The sequence below is a fragment of the Clostridium tertium genome (assembly GCF_902652255.1).
In the GTDB taxonomy this organism is placed as follows: Bacteria; Bacillota; Clostridia; order Clostridiales; family Clostridiaceae; genus Clostridium; species Clostridium tertium_A.
This window is the reverse complement of the sequence record NZ_CACRTO010000017.1, coordinates 102,269-121,729: the sequence shown is the minus strand read 5'-3', so window position 1 is coordinate 121,729 and position 19,461 is coordinate 102,269. Positions and strand designations below refer to the sequence as shown.

The following is a 19,461-nucleotide window of genomic DNA, read 5'->3' as shown; positions in this document are numbered from 1 at the left end:
TGATTTTGTGATTCTTTTCTTTCGTTTATCATTAGTAAACTCCTATGTAATAAATTAAAATATTTATTATTATATTACATATATGTATAAAATTAAAGACTGCTGACACTTTGTCAGCAGTCTGAAAGAGACACTTCATATATGAAGTGTCTCTTTTATTAAAGATTAGTCTAATTTCTTAGTATCAATCCAACTCATCATTTCTCTTAATTCTTTACCAACTTTTTCGATTGGATGTTCTGCTTCCATTTTTCTTCTAGCATTGAACATTGGTCTTCCAACTTGGTTTTCTAATAACCAGTTCTTAGCGAAAGTACCATCTTGGATTTCTTTAAGAACTTTCTTCATTTCTTTCTTAGTTTCGTCAGTTACTATTCTATCTCCAACTACGTAGTCACCATATTCAGCTGTATCAGATATTGAGTATCTCATCATGCTCATTCCACCTTGATATAATAAATCTACGATTAATTTCATTTCGTGTAAACATTCAAAATAAGCATTTTCTGGAGCATATCCTGCTTCTACTAAAGTTTCGAAACCAGCTTTTATAAGTGCTGTACATCCTCCACAAAGAACTGCTTGTTCTCCGAATAGGTCAGTTTCAGTTTCATCTTTGAATGTAGTTTCTAGAACTCCAGCTCTAGCTCCACCAATTCCATTTGAATATGCAAGTGCTAAATCACGAGCATTTCCAGTAGCATCTTGATATACAGCTATTAAACAAGGTACTCCTGATCCTTCAGTATAAGTTCTTCTTACCATGTGTCCAGGTCCCTTAGGTGCACACATAAATACATCAACATCTGCTGGAGGAACTATTTGTCCATAATGAATATTGAATCCATGAGCAAATACTAAAGCATTACCTTCTTCTAAGTTTGGAGCAATTTCATTTTTATATATTTGAGCTTGCTTTTCATCTGGTAATAGAATCATTATTATATCAGCAGCTTTAGCAGCTTCTGCAACTGTTGCTACCTTAAGTCCAGCAGCTTCAGCCTTTGGCCAAGATTTACTTCCTTCATATAATCCAACAACAACATCTACTCCACTTTCATGTAAGTTTAATGCATGTGCATGTCCTTGGCTACCATATCCTACTATAGCAACTTTTTTCCCCTTTAATAATTCTAAATTTGTGTCCTTTTCATAATACATTTTTGCCATTTGTCTACTAACCCCCTATTATTTTAAACATCTTCTTCGTCTATTATTTCATTAATAGCTGCACCTGGTGCAACCATAGGAAATACTTTTTTATCATTGTGTATCACATAATCTATTACTACTGGTCCTTCTTTATAAGCTAAGGCTTCCTTTAATACAGGAACTAGTTCTTCTCTTTCATAAACCCTAAATCCCTTACCTCCAAAGGCTTCAGCTACTTTTACAAAGTCAGTAGTACTATTTAAAGTTGTTGATGAATATCTTCCTTCATAGAAGAAGTTTTGCCATTGCCTAACCATTCCTAAGGAATTGTTATTTACTATTATTACTTTTACAGGTAATTTATTTTTAGCTGCTGTCGCCAACTCATTGCAGTTCATTCCAAAACTTCCATCACCAGCTATATTAAATACAGTTTTATCCTTATTTGCCATTTGTACACCTATTGATGCTCCAAGTCCAAAGCCCATAGTTCCAAGTCCACCAGAGGATATAAAGCTTCTAGGTGTCTTAAACTCAAAGTGTTGAGCAGCCCACATTTGATGCTGTCCAACTTCAGTTGCAAGTACAAAACTACCATCATCTAATTCACTTAGCTTTCTAAATAAAAATTCTGGTGTTAATTCTCCTGTTTCTGAAGTATCCTTAACTTTTAGAGCTTTAAGCTCATTCATCTTAGCTAACCACTCATCATTTTTCTTTTCTTTAAGGAGTGGTATTAATCTTTGAAGTACTATCTTTAAATCTCCAACTACAAAGGCATCTACCTTGACATTTTTATTTATTTCTGCTGGATCTACGTCTATATGAACTACCTTTGCTTGCTTTATTTGATTTTGAGTATTAATAACTCTATCACTAAATCTAGCTCCTAAGTTAATTAATAAATCGCATTTGCTTGCTAATATATTTGAAGCTTTACTTCCATGCATTCCTATCATTCCAGTATATAATGGATGATCATATGGGAATGATGATATTGCCATAAGAGAAGTTGCCATTGGTGAATTTATCTTTTCAACAATTTCCTTTAGCTCCTCATAAGCTGCTGAAGCTACTATACCACCACCAGCATATATAAATGGATTTTCAGCTTCATTTATTAATTTAGCTACACTTTGTAGTGCTTCATCAGTTATATGCTTAGTTTTTCTCTCAACTTCTTTAGGAATTATAGGTTCATATATAGCTTTAGCTGCTGTTATATCTTTTGGAATGTCTATTAATACTGGACCTGGTCTTCCTTCTTTAGCAATATAAAATGCTTCTTTAACTACTTTTTGTAATTCATTAATATCCTTAACTATATAATTATGCTTAGTTATTGGCATTGTAATTCCAGCAATATCAACCTCTTGAAAACTATCCTTACCTAATAATGGTCTAGTTACATTACCTGTAATAGCTACCATTGGAATAGAATCCATATAAGCCGTTGCAATCCCAGTAACTAAGTTTGTAGCTCCTGGTCCTGATGTTGCTAAGCACACACCTATTTTCCCAGTAGATCTTGCATATCCATCTGCTGCATGGGATGCCCCCTGCTCATGAGCTGTTAGTATATGATTTATCTGCTCTCTATAGTTGTATAACTGATCATATATATTTAAAACAGCTCCACCAGGATACCCAAATATAGTATCAACACCTTCGTCTATTAGAGACTTTATTAATATCTCAGCTCCTGTTAGAAACATAAATACCCCCCTTTTTTCAATGAAGAATGAAGAATTAAAAATGAAAAATTAAGGAGGTAATTCAGCTAAAGCCTGAATTACTTTGTTTTTATTTTATAACTAAGCTTTGCTTAGTTATTTCCTCAATTTTTTCATTACTTCATTACTTCATTACTTCATTTCATATTTCCATTCTTAATTTCCCATTGTGCAATAGCACCAATTCTCTAATTCCTCAATTTTTCATTCTTCATTCTTAATTTTTCATTATTTCAGTATTGCTCCTGTGCTTGCAGAACTTACAAGCTTAGCATATCTAGCTAAATATCCTTCAGTTACCTTTGGTGGTAGTGGTTTAAATTTCTTTCTTCTTTCTTCTAAAACTTCATCATCTACTAATAGTTCTAGTTTTCCATTTGGAATATCTATTGATATGATATCGCCTTCTTCTACTAGTCCTATTACTCCACCTTCAGCTGCTTCTGGAGAAATGTGTCCTATAGCTGCCCCTTTTGTAGCTCCACTGAATCTTCCATCAGTTATTAATGCTACATATTTATCTAAGCCCATTCCTGCTATTGCTGATGTTGGTGATAACATTTCTCTCATACCAGGGCCACCCTTTGGTCCTTCATATCTTATTACTACAACATCACCTTTAACTATTTTCTTAGAAAGAATTGCTGCAATAGCATCCTCTTCTAAGTCAAATACTCTTGCTGGTCCTTTATGAACTAACATTTCTTTTAAAACTGCTGACTTCTTAACTACAGCTCCATCTGCTGCTAAATTACCCTTTAATACTCTTATGCCACCAGTTATGCTAAATGGTTCATCTATACTCTTGATTATATTGTAATCAAGTACTTCAACACCTTCTAAATTCTCTCTATGAGTTCTAGATGTAGCTGTTATACAATCTAAATCTAAAAGATCTTTCTTTGAAAGTTCCTTCATAACTGCTTGAATTCCGCCAGCCCAATATAATTCTTCAATATGAGTATCTGAAGCTGGTGCTAATCTACAAAGGTTAGGTGTTACTTCTGATACTTCATTAATCATATCTAGATTTAAATCAACTTTTGCTTCATTAGCAATTGCAGTTAAGTGAAGCACACTATTAGTTGAACATCCAAGTGCCATATCTACTGTTAATGCATTTCTTATAGATCTTTCATTAACTATATCTCTTGGCTTAATATCTTTTTCTAATAAGTCCATTACTCTCATACCTGCATATTTAGCAAGTCTCATTCTTTCTGAATAAACTGCTGGTATAGTACCATTTCCAGGTAAACCTAAACCTAAAACTTCTGCCAAACAATTCATTGAGTTTGCAGTAAACATTCCTGAACATGATCCACATGTAGGACAAGCTTTGTTTTCCATATCACATAAATCACCTTCTAGCATAGTTCCATTTTCAAAGGCTCCAACAGCTTCAAACATTGTTGAAAGTGATACATCTTTGCCCTTGAACTTACCTGCTAGCATTGGTCCACCACTTACAACTACTGCTGGTATATTAAGTCTTAATGCAGCCATCATCATACCTGGAACTATCTTGTCACAGTTTGGTATTAAAACTAATGCATCAAAAGCATGTGCCTTAACCATACATTCAATAGTATCTGCTATAAGTTCTCTTGTAACTAAGGAATATCTCATTCCTTCGTGTCCCATTGCTATACCATCGCAAACTCCTATTGTTGGGAATACTATTGGAGTTCCTCCAGACATTAATACTCCCTTTTTAACTGATTCTACTATTTTATCTAAATTAATATGACCTGCTATTATATCATTCTGTGAAGTTACAACCCCTATTAAAGGTTTGTTTATCTCTTCATCAGTAAGTCCTGTTGCCTTTAGTAATGATCTATGTGGGGCTTTTTGTGGCCCTTTCTTTATTACGTCACTCCTCATTTATATTCCACCTCTTATTCTATCTTTTCTAAAACCAGCTTTCCTATCTCACTAGTTCCAACTAGTTTCATTCCTTCACTCATTATGTCCCCTGTTCTATACCCTTCTTCTAGAACCTTAAGGACAGCCCTCTCTATTACCTTAGCTTCAGTTTCTAAATTGAAACTGTATCTTAACATCATTGCTGCTGAAAGAATTGTTGCTAGAGGATTTGCAATTCCCTTGCCTGCTATATCTGGCGCACTTCCATGTATAGGTTCATACATTCCAAGCTTTCCTTCTCCTAATGATGCTGATGGCAACATACCAATTGATCCTGTTATCATACTTGCTTCGTCTGATAATATATCCCCAAACATATTTGAAGTAACTATTACGTCAAATTGTTTTGGATCTCTAACTAATTGCATTGAAGCATTATCTACATACATGTGATTAACCTTAACTTCTGGATAATCCTTGGCAACTTCTTCGATAACACCTCTCCATAGCCTTGATGTTTCTAATATATTAGCTTTATCTACACTAGTTAACTTTTTATCTCTCTTCATTGCTGTTTCAAAAGCAATCTTAGCTATTCTTCTAACTTCATTAACATTATATCTTTCAGTATCATAAGCACCTGGTACTCCATCTATTTCTTCTCTGCCTCTTTCACCAAAGTAGATACCACCAGTTAATTCTCTAACTACGCATATATCTATTCCATCTCCGATAATACTATCTTTAAGTGGAGAAGCATCCTTTAATGGTGCATATAATAAAGCTGGTCTTAGATTGCAATATAAATTCATTCCACCTCTAAGTCCAAGTAACGCTTGTTCAGGTCTTACCTTTGCATTTGGATCATCCCATTTAGGACCTCCAACAGCTCCAAGTAAAACTGCATCAGCTTTCTTACAAGCTTCTAATGTTTCTTCTGGAAGTGGTACTCCTTTTTCATCTATAGCACAACCTCCAGCTATTAAATATTCATATTCAAAAGTATGGTTAAACTTATCCCCAACACAATTTAAAACATTCACAGTTTGTTCCACAACCTCTGGACCGATTCCATCCCCAGGTATTACAGCTACTTTAAAATTCATCTTTAATCCCCCTGTTTTTAGTGAAGAATGAAGGAATGAAAAGTTAATAAAAACATACTATTTTTATTAACATGAAAAAATTATGGTAGAAATTCAGCTAAGGCTGAATTTCTTTAATTATCATGGGGCTGTCGCGCAAATAGCCCAAATTAAGAATTATTGATGTAATTCTTACAGAATTACTAAAATTAATTTCTTTTCAAAACTCCTTCGGGAGTTTTTTCATTATTCATTCTTAATTTTCATTGTGCGACAGCACTATTTCCTCCATTCTTTCATTCCTTCATTTTTTCATTCTTTAATTATTTTGCTTGTTGAGTTTTAATGTAATTAACTAATCCGCCACAGTTAATTATATTTTGCATAAACTCTGGGAATGGTTCCCCTTGATATTCCTGATTCTTTGTATTGTTTTTTATAATACCGCTATCAAAGTCTATTTCTAACTCGTCTCCAGCTTCTATTGATTTAACTGCTTCGTCACACTCTAATATTGGTAATCCTATATTAATTGCATTTCTATAGAATATTCTTGCGAAGGTTGATGCTATTACACAGCTTACTCCACTTTCTTTTATTGCTATTGGAGCATGTTCTCTTGAAGAGCCACATCCAAAGTTTTTATTTGCAACGATTATATCCCCTTGCTTTACATTCTTTGCAAATTCTTTATCTATATCCTCCATACAGTGTGTTGCTAATTCCTTAGCATCTGATGTATTTAAGTATCTTGCAGGAATTATTACATCTGTATCTACATTGTCACCATATTTAAAAACTCTACCTTTTGCTTCCATTTCCTTGAAAACCCCCTTTTTATAATTAACAATTAGCAATTAACAATTGACAATTGTGGATATAATTCAGCCTAGCTGAATTATTAAAACTTATATATTTTCCATAACTCAGCTATCCTGAGTTATATCATTCATTATTCATTATTCATTCTCAATTTTTCATTTTCTACTATGCATTCTGCATTACTTCTACTACAGTTTCTGGATTAGTAATCTTTCCTGTTAATGCTGATGCAGCTGCTACTGCTGGACTTGCTAGGTAAACCTCTGATTCAACGTGCCCCATTCTTCCAACGAAGTTTCTGTTTGTAGTTGAAACTGCTCTTTCACCCTTTGCAAGGATTCCCATATGTCCACCTAAACATGGTCCACAAGTTGAAGTTGAGAATATTGCTCCCGCTTCTACTAAATCTTTTATAATTCCTTCTTCTAATGCTTGAAGATATATTTTTTGAGTTCCTGGGAATACAATACATCTTACACCCTTCTTTATCTTCTTTCCTTTTATTATATCTCTAGCTATTCTTAAGTCAGAAATTCTACCATTTGTACAAGAACCAATAACTACTTGATCTAATTCTATTTCCCCAACTTCATCAATAGTTCTTGTATTATCTGGTAAGTGTGGGAATGCTACTGTAGGTCTTAAAGTACTTAAGTCTATTTCATAAACTTCATCATACTCAGCATCTTCATCTGCTTCATAAACCTTCCATTCTCTAGTTGAATGTTCCTTTAAGTATTCCACTGTTATGTCGTCTACTGGGAATATTCCATTCTTACCACCAGCTTCAATAGCCATATTAGCCATTGTAAATCTATCATCTATTGAAAGATATTTAATTCCATCTCCAACGAATTCCATTGATCTGTATAATGCACCATCAACACCTATCATACCGATGATGTGAAGGATTATATCTTTACCACTTATCCAAGGTGCTGGCTTATTCTTTAAAACGAATTTTATTGCTGAAGGAACTTTAAACCAACATTTACCTATAGCCATACCTGCTGCCATATCTGTTGAACCAATTCCTGTTGAGAATGCTCCAAGTGCCCCATAGGTACAAGTATGCGAGTCAGCTCCAATAGCAACATCTCCTGCAACTACTAATCCTTTTTCAGGTATTAAGCAATGTTCAATTCCCATTTCTCCAACATCATAGTAATTTGAAATATCTTTTTCCTTAACAAATTCTCTAATCATTTTATTTTGTTCTGCTGCTTTTATATCTTTATTTGGTGTAAAGTGATCTGGTACTATTGCTATCTTATCCTTATCAAAAACCTTTTCCAGTTTTAATTTATAAAATTCATTTACTGCCACTGGTGATGTAATATCATTTCCTAGCACTAAATCTAAATTTGCATCTATTAATTGCCCTGCCTTTACACTTTCTAATCCTGCATGAGCTGCAAGAATTTTTTGAGTCATAGTCATTCCCATGAGTTTAGTCCCCCTTTTTAAAAATAAGTTTTTAATTTTCTTTCTATATCTTTTAATAATTTATATTCAATTGAATCAACTAAGGCTATCAAACTAGCTTGTACGACATCTCTAGATACCCCAACGGTACTCCAGTTTTCAATTCCATCTGTCGATTCTATAAGAACTCTAACCTTTGCTCCTGTAGCACTTTCAGAATCTAGGACTCTTACTTTATAGTCTACAAGTCTAACTTCTCTAAGTTGTGGATAGAAACATTCAAGAGCTTCTCTCAATGCTTTATCCAAGGCATTTACTGGTCCATCCCCTTCTGCTGCTGTCATTTTGTTTTTACCATCTACAATCACATTAATTAATGCTGTAGAAGTAAATTCCTTAGTATTCCAAGGCTGCTCTCCAATTGTCTTGAAATGTTTTAGTTCAAAGAAAGGCTTATACTTTCCAATTGTTTTTCTAATTAGAAGTTCAACAGTTCCTTCTGCCCCTTCAAACTTATAGCCTTCATACTCTAATTCCTTTAATCTATTTGTAATTTTCCCAACCTCTTCACTATCTCTAGTGATGTTTGGGAATACTTTTTGAATCTCTTTTAATATTGTACTTTTGCCACTTACTTCAGATATTAAGAATCTTCTGTCATTTCCAACTTCTTCAGGTTTAATATGCTCATAAGATTTTGATTGTTTACATATAGCATCTATATGCATTCCACCTTTATGTGCAAATGCTGAAGCTCCAACATATGGCATATTATCTAAAAGCTTAATATTTGAAATTTCTGCTATATATTTAGCTGTTTTAGTAAGCTCTACTATTTTTTCTTTAGGTAAGGCTTCATAACCCATCTTTAATTGCAATGTAGGAATAATTACTGTTAAATTTGCATTACCACATCTTTCTCCTACTCCAATAAATGTTCCTTGAATATGGCAAGCACCAGCTTCCACTGCTGTTATTGAATTAGCAACTGCCATTCCAATATCGTTATGACAATGTATCCCTATCCTTCCACCAACAGTATTAACTGCTTCCTCTGTTATTTTGCTTACTTCTGATGGTAAAGTTCCACCATTAGTATCACATAATACTATTACATCCGCTCCTGCTTCCTTTGCGGTTACTAAAACCTTTAATGCATAATCACTATTTTCTTTATATCCATCAAAGAAGTGTTCTGCATCAAATATAACTTCTTTATTTTTACTCTTAATATAGCTTATTGAATCTTTTATCATACTTAAATTTTCTTCTAAAGTAGTTTTTAGAACTTCCTTAACTTGAAAATCCCAAGCCTTACCGAATATTACTATTACATCTGTTTCTGCTGCCAATAAGCTTTTTATATTATTATCTTCTTCTACCTTAGTTTTAAATCTTCTGGTAGATCCAAATGCTGCTAGCTTTGAGTTCTTAAGTTTAATTTCCTTCATTTTCTTAAAGAACTCCATATCCTTAGGATTAGATCCAGGGTTCCCCGCTTCTATATATGCAACACCCATCTTATCTAAAGCCATAGCAACCTTAATTTTATCTTCAAGAGAAAAAGAAATATCCTCTCCTTGTGCCCCATCCCTTAAAGTAGAATCAAAGATTTCAATGATTCTATCGCCCATTGCTTAACCCCCTCTTTTTCAATTAACAATTAACAGTTGACAATTAATAATTCTGGATATAATTCTGGATATAATTCAACAGATCTGAATTATTAAAATTTCATTTTCTGGAGCTGTTTCTGCGACAGCACCTTCCCCAATTCTTCACTCTTAATTTTTCATTATTAATTATCAATTATGCATTATCAATTCTTAATTAATTGAAGTATTCTCCGTAATTTGTAATATCCTTATCTCCTCTTTCTAATGCTGCTATTCCTGTTCTAACTATTTCTACTATGCCATACTCTTCCATCAGCTCTATTAGAGCATTTATCTTGCTATCGTCCCCTGTTAATTCGATAGTTACTGTATTGTGAGCAACATCTATTATCTTGCTTCTAAATATCTTAACTACTTCGTTAATAGCACCTCTTTTTTCTGCAGATGCTTGTACTTTTATTAAAACAAGTTCCCTATATACAGAATATTCTGATTTTAATTCGTGAACTCTTAGTACATCTTCAAGCTTATTTAATTGTTTAGTAAATTGCTCCACCACATCATCATTTCCCATTAAAACGATTGTCATTCTAGATATTTCTGGATTCTCTGTTCTACCAACAGTTAAACTATCAATATTGAATCCACGTCTTGCAAATAATCCTGAAACTCTAGTTAATACCCCTGATGAATTTCTAACTAATACAGATAATACATGCCTTTCCAAACTCTTAGCCCCCTTTTAAAAAATTGTGTAAAAAAACCACCCTTAATGATGGACTCATTATGGTGGTAATAAACTTCCGCCTTAATTTATACAATCACTAGGTTCTAACAAACCCTTGCCTTTAACGGTGCTTACCGGTTATCGCTTACTCATACAATATTGTGTACTTTCTGGATACTGCTCCGGAGTGATTATTACTTAGTAAAGTATCCATTTTCACCAACCATGGACTCTCTGAAACTTTATTCCTAAATAAAGGTCTCCATCTTTGCATTTACTAATCGTAAGGTCATATTTAATTTTGTTATTGCTAAAATTTTACTACCCATTTATATAACTGTCAAGAATTTTTTGAAAACTTTGTCAAATCACTTTTTGAATACTTTTTCAGATATACTATATTAACACTTTGATATTGTAATGCTCATTATTTTATTAAATTATTAACAAAATTTTTATTGTTATAAATTTATATTATTAAAATAATATATTTTTTATCAATTTAATTCAGAGGTTTATATTTGTTTTTTTATTTTATTAATTATCTTATTTACATTTTTATGTAGTAGTAGTATAGTTTTGGTATAGGGTTTTAAATATCTCTTTATATATTTTATAAAATCTCTTTAGTGCATTATTTAATATCCGAAGAGTTTATTGATAATATTTAGCAAGAATAACTATTAGTTTTACTGTTTCTTTTAAACATAAAGTTTTATTATTATTTTTGCCTTATTATAAAATATTTTAATTTAGAAAGGATGATTTTTATGTATGGATTTCCACCACTACAACTAACTGTAGTAAGCGTCTCAAACAATACTGATAAAACTGTTAATGACATTTCATTTAACTATGAAGGCAGCATGGCTGAAGATGTAGTTATGCCTACACTTAAAGCTCATAGTAATAAGCAAACAGGAATTTCTACTATTCATCTACAAGATCATAGTAATATTATGATGTACAACAAGGTTGATGGAAAAAAATTCTCCTATGTATTAAAACCTGATGCAATTAACCCAGGTAAAGCTGTTAAATATTCTGGAGTACTCCATGTAAGAATTAATAATGTAAATGAAAATGGCGAGCTAGAATTAGCTGTAACAATAGAAGAGTAAAGTAAACTTAAATATATTAGAATGGGGGATTTTATATGCCTATAACTATCCCTGCAAATGTTTTAGTTTTAAGAGTTACTAATAATACAGATAAAACTATCAAGAATATTTATTTCAATTATGTCGAAAGTAATATGAAGGATATAGTTATATCTACTTTAAAGCCTAATCAAAATAAACAAATAGGTATTTCAACAATTAATATCAAGAAAGATAGTAAAATAAAAATGTATAATGAAGTAGATGGAAAAACTTATTCTTACATCATTAAGGATAATTCCATTAACTCCGAACTAGCTAAACAATATTGTGCGCCTACAAATATTTCTATCAACAATGTTGATGATAATGGAGAATTAGAAATAACTACAAAATTAGCAGAATAAAATAAAAAGATATAATACTTTCACCTGTATTATTCAAGAAAAGTATTATATCTTTTATTTAATATTTACTTCTGTTGTAATTAATATTTTTAAGAATATCATTGAATTTATAAGATTAAATATATATTTATATTACATATTCAATAGAATAAACTTTACTTTGAAAGGATGATTAAAATGTATGGATATCCTCCATCTGATTTATTAGTAATAAGAGTTTTCAATAACACAGATAAGAAAATTAAAGATATTTCATTTAATTATGAAGGAAGTAAAATGAGAGATACTACTATCTCTTCCATAAGACCTAGACAAGACAAGCAAACAGGGATTTCAACTATTTACTTAAATACCCCAACTGACATCCTAATGCATCATAAGGTTGATGGAAATACTTTCACTTATGTAATTAAGGAAAAAGTAACTAACTCTTTTACAACAAAGCAAGTTCCTTATCCAATTAGAATTTCCATTAATGATATAAAGGAAAATGGAGAATTAGATATAAGCATAAAAGTAGATGAAGCTTAAGAAAAGGATTGTCGCTAGAAGATTTTAATCTTCTTATGCGACAATCCTTTTTCTATTTACTAGTGTTTTATTTTTTTAATTAATACTATACCTGCTAAGCTTATCATAGCTGTCAATAACGGGAATAGAATGTTTTCATCATCAGAAGTTTGTGGAATTGTACTTTCTTCTTTTTTATCTGTATTTTCTTCTTTTGGCTCTACAACTTTTTTATTCTTAAATGCTTCTTCCCAATCTTTTATCTCAGAAGCTGTTATTGAAATTTCCCCATTATCTTTAACTACTAACTTTCTGGTAGCATCTGATTTTATATATCCCTTTGGTGCTGATTTTTCACGTACTATATATTCTCCTGGGAGTATATTTTCAAATCTTACAACCCCATTTTTATCAGATATTGACGTTGCTATAACCTCCGTCCCCTTAAGAAGTTCAAAAATTGCATCGCTTAAAACAGATTTATCATCACTATATTTAATAAACTCAATAGAATTTTCTACTTTATTTATAAATATAGTCTCTGCTTCAGTCTTAGCTTGACCAATAAGAGAACTTACTCCATTGCCATCAATTATAACATCTACAGTTTTATCAGAAGTTTTAAAATAATTACTATGAGAGCTTACTTCTCTAATCTTATATTCACCTGGCTTAACATCTAAGAATGTTACTAAACCATTTGAATCTGAGAATACTGTTGATCCAAATCTCTCACCATTAATTAATAATTCGAACTCTGCACCAGCAAGAATGCCCTTCTTGTCATTAATATACTTAGTAAAGCTAATGCTACCTAGAATCATTTTATTTATATAAAGCGACTCTAAATCTGCTACTGTCTTTACTACACCACTTTCCCTGAAAGTAACTGTTCCTTCATTATTTACTATTACTTCTACTATCGCCTTAGATATTTCATATCCAGCAGGGGCACTTATTTCTTTCAATGTATAAGTCCCTTCTTTTAAATCATTGAAAGATACTACTCCTGTATCTGTAGAATTCACAGCATATTTTAATTCACCATCTTGGTATAGTGCAAAAGTTGCTCCATTAACTGCATTTCCATAATTGTCTTTCTTATTAAATTGGAATGATCCTGTTTTTTCAATAATCTTCTCATTTTCAATTTCAGTAAGAATAACTCCATCAATAGTAGCTCCTTCTTTTTTAACTTCTATATTCCATGGTCCAGCAGCTTTATAGCCAGCTGGAGTTGTTTCTACTAATGTATAACTTCCTAATTCAATATTTTCGAAAGATACAACACCATTTTCATCAGAAGTAGCTGTAGCAATTTCCTTATCTCCTTGTAGTAATTTGAATTCTACATTAGGAATACCAGTTTTAGTTCCAGATACTACTTTATTGAAACTAAATTCGGTTTTGCTAATATTATTAACAAAGATTCCATTTAGATCAGTTAAAGTTTCTTCCTCACCCTCTAAACTGAATGTAACTTTCCCATCTTTATCTACTGTTACTATTACTTCATCATCGGATATTTCATATCCATCTGGTGCGCTTGTTTCCTTCAAGATATAGGTTCCTTCTTTTATATCATTGAAATATACTAATCCTGCATCTGTAGAAGTTGAAGTATATTTTTCCACTCCATCTTGATACAGTCCAAAGATTGCTCCATTAACAGCTTTTTCATGGTTGTCTAACTTATTAAACTCAAATCCAGCCATAACTTCAACATTTTCAATTTGAACAAGTTTTTCATCTTCAATAAATGCACCTTCCTTTGTAACATTTACTGTCCATGGCCCTGCTACTTCATATCCGAACGGTCTTGTTTCTACTAATGTGTAGGTTCCTAACTCAATATTTTCAAAACTTACAACACCATTTTCATTAGATACTTCTGTAGCAATTTCTTTATCTCCTTGTAGTAATTTAAATTCTACACCTGGAATTCCAGTATCAGTTTCGGCTATAACTTTATTAAAGCTAAAATCTACAGTACTAATATTATTAACATATAGTACATCTAAGTCTGCTAATTCTTTATCTTCACCATTTACTTTAAAAGTAACTGTTCCATCACTATTTACTATTACTTCTACTTCAACATTAGATATTTCATATCCATCAGGCGCCTTTGTTTCCTTTAATGTGTAAGTTCCTTCTTTTACATCATTGAAAGATACTAATCCTTTATCAGTAGAAGTTGAAGTATATTTCTCTACTCCATCTTGATATAGGGCAAACTCAGCTCCATTAACAGCTTTTTCATGGTTGTCTAACTTATTAAACTCAAATCCAGCCATAACTTCGATATTCTCAATTTTATCAAGTTTTTCATCTTCAATAAATGCACCTTCCTTTGTAACATTTACTGTCCATGGTCCTGCTACTTCATATCCGAACGGCCTTGTTTCTACTAATGTGTAGGTTCCTAACTCAATATTTTCGAAACTTACAACACCATTTTTATCAGAATTAGCTGTAGCAATTTCTTTATCTCCTTGCATTAACTTGAATTCTACACCTGGAATTCCTGTATCTGTTTTAGCTATAACTTTATTAAAGCTAAATTCTACTGTGCTAACATTATTAACATATAGTTTGTCTAAGTCTGCTAATTCTTTATCTTCACCATTTACCTTAAAGCTAACATATCCATCACTACTTACTGTTACTTCTACTACAGCATCGGATATTTCATATCCATTCGGTGCACTTGTTTCCTTTAATGTGTAAGTTCCTTCTTTTACATCACTAAAAGATACTAATCCTTTATCTGTAGAAGTTGAAGTATATTTTTCCACTCCATCTTGATACAGTCCAAAGATTGCTCCATTAACAACTTTTTCATGGTTATCTAACTTATTAAATTGGAAATTACCTATTACTTCGATATTCTCAATTTGAACAAGTTTAGTCTCACCAATAAATGCACCTTCTTTTGTAACATTTACTGTCCATGGTCCTGCTGATTCATATCCGAATGGTCTTGTTTCTACTAATGTGTAGGTTCCTAACTCAACGTTTTCGAAACTTACAACACCATTTTTATCAGAATTAGCTGTAGCAATTTCTTTATCTCCTTGCATTAACTTGAATTCTACACCTGGAATTCCTGTATCTGTTTTAGCTATAACTTTATTAAAGCTAAAGTCTACAGTACTAACATTGTTAACATATAGTACATCTAAGTCTGCTAATTCCTTGTTTTCTCCATCTACCTTAAAGGTGATAGTTCCGTCGCTATCAACTATTACTTCCACTATTGTATCGGATATTTCATATCCATCCGGTGCGCTTGTTTCCTTCAATGTGTAAGTTCCTTCTTTTATATCACTAAAAGATACTAATCCTGCATCTGTAGAAGTTGAAGTATATTTCTCTACTCCATCTTGATACAGACCAAAAGTTGCTCCATTAACAGCTTTTTCATGGTTGTCTAACTTATTAAATTGAAAATTACCTATTACTTCGATATTCTCAATTTTATCAAGTTTAGTCTCACCAATAAATGCGCCTTCCTTTGTAACATTTACTGTCCATGGTCCTGCTACTTCATATCCGAACGGTCTTGTTTCTACTAATGTGTAGGTTCCTAACTCAATATTTTCGAAACTTACAACACCATTTTTATCAGAAATAGCTGTAGCAATTTCTTTATCTCCTTGTAGTAATTTAAATTCTACATCTGGAATTCCTGTATCTGCTTTAGCTATAACTTTATTAAAGCTAAAGTCTACTGTACTAACATTGTTTATAAAGATTCCATTTAAGTCTTCTAAAGCTTGATCTTTACCATCTACTTTAAATGTTACACTTCCGTCTTTATAAACAGTTACTTCCACTATTGCATCGGATATTTCATATCCATCAGGCGCCTTTGTTTCCTTTAATATATAGGTTCCTTGTTTTATACCACTAAAGGATACTTCTCCTATGGATATTTCATCACTACTTCTTAAGATAAGCTGATATGATAAAAGGATACTTTCTAATGATAGATTTCCTGTAGAAGTTGAAGTATATTTCACTTCGCCATCTTGATATAATGCAAATTCTGCTCCCTTAACCAGTTTGTTGTGGTTATCTAATTTATTAAATTTGAATGATCCTATAACCTGAACATTCTCAATTTCTGTAAGGGCCTTTCCATCAATGGTTGCACCATTTTTAGTAACTTCTATATCCCATGGCCCTGCTGCCTTATATCCATCTGGAGTTGTCTCTACTAACCTATAGCTACCTACCTCAATATTACTAAAACTTACAGTTCCATTCTCATCAGATACTTCCGTTGCAACTACATTATCACCTTGCATAAGCTTGAACTCTACCTCTGGGATACCTGTTTTGGTTCCAGATATAACCTTATTAAAGTCAAATTCAACTGTAGTAATATTATTAACGTATAGCTTATCCAAATCTCCTAATTCCTTATCTTCCTCATCTACCTTGAAGGTAAGATATCCATTGCTATCAACTGTCACTTCCACTGTTGCATTAGATATTTCATATCCATCTGGAGCGCTTGTTTCCTTTAATGTGTAAGTTCCTTCTTTTATATCACTAAAAGATACTAATCCAGATTCTGTAGAAGTTACTGTGTATTTTTCTACCCCATCTTGATATAGGGCAAATGTTGCTCCATTAACAGCTTTTTCATGATTGTCTAACTTATTAAACTCAAATCCAGCCATAACTTCAACATTCTCAATTTTATCAAGTTTATTCTCACCAATAAATGCGCCTTCCTTTGTAATACTTACTGTCCATGGTCCTGCTGATTCATATCCGAATGGTCTTGTTTCTACTAATGTGTAGGTTCCTAATTCAATCTCATTGAATGTTACAACACCCTTTTCATCAGATACTTCTGTAGCAATTTCTTTATCTCCTTGCATTAACTTGAATTCTACACTTGGAATTCCTGTATCTGTTTTAGCTATAACTTTATTAAAACTAAAGTCTACAGTACTAACATTATTAACATATAGTTTGTCTAAGTCTGCTAATTCTTTATCTTCACCATTTACCTTGAAGGTAACTGTTCCATCACTACTTACTTTTACTTCTACTACAGCATTTGATATTTCATATCCATCAGGTGAACTTGTTTCTTTCATTATATAAGTTCCTTGCTTTATATCATTGAAAGATACTAATCCATCTTCTGTAGAAGTTGCTATATATTTAACTTCTTCCTCTTGATATAAAGCAAATTCTGCACCATTAACAGCTTTATCATGGTTATCTAATTTATCAAACTCAAAATATCCTGTATTTTCAACATTATCGATTTTTGTAATAATCTCTCCATCAATAATTGCTCCATTTTCAGTAACTTCTATAACCCATGGACCTGCTGCTTTGTATCCAGTTGGAGTTATTTCTACTAATGTGTAAGTTCCTAACTCAATCTCATTGAATGTTACAACACCACTTGCATTAGATTTAGCTTTAGCAATTTCTTTATCTTCTTGCATTAACTTGAATTCTACATTTGGAATTCTCATATCTGTTCCTGCTAATACTTTATTGAAATTAAAACTAACTTTACTAATATTATTTACATAAAGTAAATCTAGATCTCCTTCTGTCTTTATTACTCCATTTTCCTTGAAGGTAACTGTTCCATTATTTGATACTATTACGTCTACTTCTAACTTAGAAATTTCATATCCATTAGGTGGACTTATTTCTTTTAATATATAATCTCCTGGTTCTATACCATTAAAAGATACCTTATTAGTAGAAGTTGCAGTATATTTGGCATCATCTCCTTGAAATAACCCAAAAGTTGCTCCACTTATTGCATTTCCATGGTTATCTTTCTTGTTAAATTCAAAAGACCCTGTCTTCTCAATTGGTGTAATTATATCTCCCTTGAAAGGTCCAACCCAATGTAATTCTGAAGAGCTTCCTGAACCATCTAATCCATTTGCAATAACAGTACCATTAATCGCACTATAGCCTGCTGATGAAAAAGTAATATCAGCATTTGGAGCTAATATACTTCCAAATACTATAGTTCTATCTATTTTCACTTCTTTTAAAGACGGATCAAATGTCCATATAACTCTATTTGAAATCTCATCTACATTTAACTTATCCAGCATTGTTGACCCAATAAAGGTTTCAGCATAGTTTATAACATTCCCCTTATATTTAATTATAATGGTGCTATCTTTAGCATCTTCTGCATAGTTAAATATAATGCTTTTTCTTCCTGATGTTAAGTCAACTTCAAAAATATTAATTCCTTTAACACAATTTAAAATTACTGTATTACTATCATATATTGCTTTTGCCGTTTCTTCTGTATTCCATAAATCTTTATTTAGCTTTACAAGATCTGCTTTAGCATCCCCTAAGAACTTGTCTATTTTATTTTGCCGCTTATAAATATTCCCTACTTTAGGGTCAAGTTTTTGAGGATCTACAGAATCTCCAATTACTGCATCACCATTACTTATAAGAGTTTTTCCTCCAATATTAACATTTTTTTGTGCCATAACTCCAACATTAAATTTTGGAATTACAATATCATCAAATTGATTAATACCTCCGCTGTATCCAGCATCAAATGTAACAATCTTAACATTATTAAGTGATCCAGCTGCTATTGGTCCTCCAGTTTCATTAAAGTCTTTTAGTTCATTAAAGAATATCCCACTAAAGTCATCTGCTCCACCTAATTGATTTGTTCTTGACACAGGAGTCCATCCCAGGTTATTGGCGTTAATCTTTTGTACGCCATCAGTTATTGGTTGTTGTTCTTCCGCCATTACTATATTAGACATATTCATAAATGTTAATAGGGCTGATACAGTAAAAGCTATTGCTTTTTTAAATCTCATAATCCCCCTCCTTCATTTATATGTCTATTTAACATATCTTTAAGTTATGCAACTATATTTAAAGTATTTAAATATATTTACATAAATATTATTAAAGGAGTCTTATTATTAACTGATTCTATGTATCCACACTATTTCTTATACAAATAAATACGTCTTAAATG

At 32.0% G+C, this 19,461-nt stretch carries 12 protein-coding genes; 3 read left to right on the top strand and 9 right to left on the bottom strand.

The features are described from left to right. Nucleotides 1-165: 165 nt before the first annotated feature. The 8 genes from ilvC to ilvN all read right to left on the bottom strand — a co-directional run bounded on the left by ilvC (nt 166) and on the right by ilvN (nt 10,429). Complete coding sequence (gene ilvC, locus GPX08_RS07335; RefSeq protein ID WP_156626168.1) at nt 166-1,170, bottom strand: ketol-acid reductoisomerase; 1,005 nt, start codon at nt 1,168-1,170, stop codon at nt 166-168. 23 nt (nt 1,171-1,193) lie between these two features. Further along, nucleotides 1,194-2,867, bottom strand: a complete 1,674-nt coding sequence (ilvB, locus tag GPX08_RS07330; protein WP_156626167.1) for a biosynthetic-type acetolactate synthase large subunit — start codon at nt 2,865-2,867, stop codon at nt 1,194-1,196. A gap of 246 nt (nt 2,868-3,113) precedes the next feature. After that, nucleotides 3,114-4,772: a dihydroxy-acid dehydratase gene (ilvD, locus tag GPX08_RS07325; RefSeq protein WP_156626166.1), complete on the bottom strand. Its 1,659-nt coding sequence runs from the start codon at nt 4,770-4,772 to the stop codon at nt 3,114-3,116. 14 nt (nt 4,773-4,786) lie between these two features. Next, nucleotides 4,787-5,860: a 3-isopropylmalate dehydrogenase gene (gene leuB / locus GPX08_RS07320; RefSeq protein ID WP_156626165.1), complete on the bottom strand. Its 1,074-nt coding sequence runs from the start codon at nt 5,858-5,860 to the stop codon at nt 4,787-4,789. Nucleotides 5,861-6,162: 302 nt separating this feature from the next. Further along, complete coding sequence (gene leuD, locus GPX08_RS07315; protein WP_156626164.1) at nt 6,163-6,657, bottom strand: 3-isopropylmalate dehydratase small subunit; 495 nt, start codon at nt 6,655-6,657, stop codon at nt 6,163-6,165. 169 nt (nt 6,658-6,826) lie between these two features. Further along, the gene (leuC, locus tag GPX08_RS07310; RefSeq protein ID WP_156626163.1) at nt 6,827-8,107 is read right to left on the bottom strand and encodes a 3-isopropylmalate dehydratase large subunit; all 1,281 of its coding nucleotides are present in this window, start codon (nt 8,105-8,107) and stop codon (nt 6,827-6,829) included. Nucleotides 8,108-8,124: 17 nt separating this feature from the next. Continuing rightward, nucleotides 8,125-9,720, bottom strand: a complete 1,596-nt coding sequence (locus GPX08_RS07305) for a citramalate synthase (protein ID WP_156626162.1) — start codon at nt 9,718-9,720, stop codon at nt 8,125-8,127. 196 nt (nt 9,721-9,916) lie between these two features. Next, entirely contained in the window at nt 9,917-10,429 is a 513-nt protein-coding gene (gene ilvN, locus GPX08_RS07300; RefSeq protein ID WP_156626161.1) for an acetolactate synthase small subunit, read from the bottom strand. A gap of 770 nt (nt 10,430-11,199) precedes the next feature. Between ilvN and GPX08_RS07295 the strand changes: the two genes are divergently transcribed. From GPX08_RS07295 to GPX08_RS07285, 3 genes are all read left to right on the top strand, one after another. Then, nucleotides 11,200-11,550: a hypothetical protein gene (locus GPX08_RS07295; RefSeq protein WP_156626160.1), complete on the top strand. Its 351-nt coding sequence runs from the start codon at nt 11,200-11,202 to the stop codon at nt 11,548-11,550. Between the two features lie 35 nt (nt 11,551-11,585). Continuing rightward, entirely contained in the window at nt 11,586-11,936 is a 351-nt protein-coding gene (locus GPX08_RS07290; RefSeq protein WP_156626159.1) for a hypothetical protein, read from the top strand. 177 nt (nt 11,937-12,113) lie between these two features. After that, a complete protein-coding gene (locus tag GPX08_RS07285; RefSeq protein WP_156626158.1) occupies nt 12,114-12,467 on the top strand; it encodes a hypothetical protein in 354 nt (117 codons plus the stop codon). A gap of 59 nt (nt 12,468-12,526) precedes the next feature. On the opposite strand, the gene GPX08_RS07280 is transcribed toward GPX08_RS07285, so the two are convergent. Continuing rightward, nucleotides 12,527-19,297 (bottom strand): hypothetical protein, encoded by a 6,771-nt coding sequence (locus GPX08_RS07280; RefSeq protein ID WP_156626157.1) that lies wholly within the window; start codon nt 19,295-19,297, stop codon nt 12,527-12,529. Nucleotides 19,298-19,461 lie beyond the last annotated feature (164 nt).

What these genes read in the sequence shown, in the direction of transcription:
- ilvC (WP_156626168.1), bottom strand. Translation starts at nt 1,170, where the DNA reads ATGGCAAAAATGTATTATGAAAAGGACACAAATTTAGAATTATTAAAG.
- ilvB (WP_156626167.1), bottom strand. Translation starts at nt 2,867, where the DNA reads ATGTTTCTAACAGGAGCTGAGATATTAATAAAGTCTCTAATAGACGAA.
- ilvD (WP_156626166.1), bottom strand. Translation starts at nt 4,772, where the DNA reads ATGAGGAGTGACGTAATAAAGAAAGGGCCACAAAAAGCCCCACATAGA.
- leuB (WP_156626165.1), bottom strand. Translation starts at nt 5,860, where the DNA reads ATGAATTTTAAAGTAGCTGTAATACCTGGGGATGGAATCGGTCCAGAG.
- leuD (WP_156626164.1), bottom strand. Translation starts at nt 6,657, where the DNA reads ATGGAAGCAAAAGGTAGAGTTTTTAAATATGGTGACAATGTAGATACA.
- leuC (WP_156626163.1), bottom strand. Translation starts at nt 8,107, where the DNA reads ATGGGAATGACTATGACTCAAAAAATTCTTGCAGCTCATGCAGGATTA.
- GPX08_RS07305 (WP_156626162.1), bottom strand. Translation starts at nt 9,720, where the DNA reads ATGGGCGATAGAATCATTGAAATCTTTGATTCTACTTTAAGGGATGGG.
- GPX08_RS07295 (WP_156626160.1), top strand. Translation starts at nt 11,200, where the DNA reads ATGTATGGATTTCCACCACTACAACTAACTGTAGTAAGCGTCTCAAAC.
- GPX08_RS07290 (WP_156626159.1), top strand. Translation starts at nt 11,586, where the DNA reads ATGCCTATAACTATCCCTGCAAATGTTTTAGTTTTAAGAGTTACTAAT.
- GPX08_RS07285 (WP_156626158.1), top strand. Translation starts at nt 12,114, where the DNA reads ATGTATGGATATCCTCCATCTGATTTATTAGTAATAAGAGTTTTCAAT.
- GPX08_RS07280 (WP_156626157.1), bottom strand. Translation starts at nt 19,297, where the DNA reads ATGAGATTTAAAAAAGCAATAGCTTTTACTGTATCAGCCCTATTAACA.